This is a genomic window from Dermacoccus sp. Ellin185 (genome assembly GCF_000152185.1).
Classification (GTDB): domain Bacteria; phylum Actinomycetota; class Actinomycetes; order Actinomycetales; family Dermatophilaceae; genus Dermacoccus; species Dermacoccus nishinomiyaensis.
In genome coordinates this window covers 1-2,139 of sequence record NZ_AEIQ01000120.1, presented here as the reverse complement: position 1 = coordinate 2,139, position 2,139 = coordinate 1, and the positions used below count along the sequence as shown (strand labels likewise).

The 2,139-nt window shown below is 65.5% G+C and carries 3 protein-coding genes; 1 reads left to right on the top strand and 2 read right to left on the bottom strand.

The window, feature by feature from the left end; all coding sequences use genetic code 11:
• Positions 1-47 precede the first annotated feature (47 nt).
• Positions 48-1,106 carry an IS630 family transposase gene (locus HMPREF0321_RS13685; RefSeq protein ID WP_006947314.1) on the top strand — a complete coding sequence of 353 codons (1,059 nt, stop codon included), beginning with the start codon at positions 48-50 and terminating at the stop codon, positions 1,104-1,106.
• 2 nt (positions 1,107-1,108) lie between these two features.
• On the opposite strand, the gene HMPREF0321_RS13680 is transcribed toward HMPREF0321_RS13685, so the two are convergent.
• Together HMPREF0321_RS13680 and HMPREF0321_RS13675 are read right to left on the bottom strand one after the other, a co-directional pair.
• Positions 1,109-1,705, bottom strand: a complete 597-nt coding sequence (locus HMPREF0321_RS13680) for a cadmium resistance transporter (protein ID WP_006947316.1) — start codon at positions 1,703-1,705, stop codon at positions 1,109-1,111.
• On the bottom strand, positions 1,702-2,061 hold the full coding sequence (locus HMPREF0321_RS13675) for a helix-turn-helix transcriptional regulator (RefSeq protein ID WP_006947315.1): 360 nt from the start codon (positions 2,059-2,061) through the stop codon (positions 1,702-1,704). The genes HMPREF0321_RS13680 and HMPREF0321_RS13675 overlap by 4 nt, the downstream gene beginning before the upstream one ends.
• Positions 2,062-2,139: the final 78 nt, after the last annotated feature.

Sequence of the window (2,139 nt, the reverse complement as noted above, 5' to 3'; positions counted from 1 at the left end):
CTAGTGTCGCGCGTCATTAATTCGTTGACAGTATGGGATGATGGCATATGCCGTCACCTGTGCTGGAGATCAGCGAAGAGGACCGTGCGACCCTGACCTCGTGGACACGGTCGCGGACGTTGCCGGCGGGACGTGCGCAGCGTGCGCGGATCGTGCTGGCCGTCGCGGCGGGGACGGGCACCTCGGCAGTGGCGCGGCATGTCGGGGTCTCGCGTCCGACTGTGATCAAGTGGCGTGACCGGTTCGCCGTCGACGGGCTCGCTGGCCTCGAGGACGAGGAGCGTTCGGGCCGACCGAAACGCATCGATGATGCCGTGATCATCGCCACCACGCTCGAGCCGCCACCGGCCAAACTCGGGGTGACGCATTGGTCCTCGCGGTTGCTGGGCAGGCACTTGGGGATCGGGGATGCCACCGTCGCCCGTGCCTGGCGCAAGTACGGGGTCAAGCCATGGCGGCGGGAGACGTTCAAGTTCTCCACAGACCCGGAGCTGGAGGCCAAGGTCCGCGACGTGGTCGGGCTGTACCTGAACCCACCGGAGAAGGCGGTCGTGCTGTGCGTGGATGAGAAGTCCCAGATCCAGGCCTTGAACCGGACCGCGCCGATCCTGCCGCTGCGACCAGGCTTGCCGGAGAAGGCGACCCACGACTACAAGCGCAATGGCACCACCACGCTGTTCGCCGCTATCGAGGTAGCCACCGGTGCGGTGACCGACCAGTGCTACGACCGGCACGGTAAGGCCGAGTTCCTCGACTTCCTCAAGAAGGTCGCCAGGGCTTACCCGCGCCGGGAGCTGCACGTGGTCCTGGACAACTACCACACCCACAAGCACGAGGACATCAAGCAGTGGCTGGCCAAGCACCCGCGGATCACGTTGCACTTCACCCCGACCAGCGGGTCCTGGCTCAACCTCGTCGAGGTTTTCTTCGGGATCATCACCCGACAGGCCATCCGCCGCGGCTCCTTCGACAGCGTCAAGCAACTCGTCACAGCGATCAGCACCTTCATCGACGGCTGGAACGAGCGCTGCCACCCATTCATCTGGACCAAGACCGCCGAGGAAATCCTGCCCCACGCCACCCGTCAAACCAGTTCAGGCGCGTGACATCAGAGACCGAACGCGCCGCCGCCGACGAGGATTGCGACGCCCAGTCCGATCAGGACGATGGGGAAGAGGATGTGCTCCCGCCGTTCGAGGACCTCGGCGATGGGTCGACGCGTGGCGACGAACTTGGCGGTGGCCACCAGCACTGCCACGAGCACGAGGAAAACGATGCAGAAGGTGATGACAGCGGGAGTACTGATGTTGAGGAAGACCGGGACGTAAACGCCGATGTTGTCCCCACCGTTGGCGAAGGTGACGCCGGCGACGGTCGCCACGGCAACGCTCTTACCTGACACGGCGGCATCATCGTCGTCGCCCTCGCCGCGGTAGACCTCCCACGCAGCCCAGAGACCCAGCGCGAGGGGGATGAGCCCAAAGTAGGGAATCGCCTCCTCTGGCAGCGCCCACCCCGCCCCCAAGGTCACCACGAGTGCGGCGGCGAGGATCCCGACGAAGCCAAGGTATTGCCCGGCCAAGATCTTCGCGGTCGTCCCGGGGCGTCCGGCACCTCGGGCGAAGAAGAGCGAGAGCACGATGATGTCGTCGATGTTGGTCGCGATGAAGAGCCCGATCGCTTGGAGCAGCGCCGCGGCCGTCATGCGCCGGACCTGCCGTCGTGGCAACCAGGCACCTCGCAGGCGACGTCGAGGCAGGGGGCGTCCGCGTCGACGGCCAGCTTGACCTCGACCAGCTCGGTGAGCGCACGTGCGAGGTGGGGGTCAGCGATCTCGTAAAGGGCCTGGCGGCCCTCATGGGTGGCGACCACGATCCCGCAGTCCCGCAGGCAACCCAGGTGGTTCGACACATTCGAGCGCGTCAGGTCTAGCGCGTTGGCGAGCTCTGCCGGATGCGCGGGGCACGCCAGAAGCGACAGAAGGATCCGTGAACGCGTGGGGTCGGCCATCGCCCGGCCCAGACGCTGCATGGCGTCTAAGCGGGAAGCAAGAGTCAGCATGCACTGAACGATACAGTAACCGCTGAACTACAATCGCCCCACCCAACTCGTCAAACAAGTTCAGACGCGTGACACTAG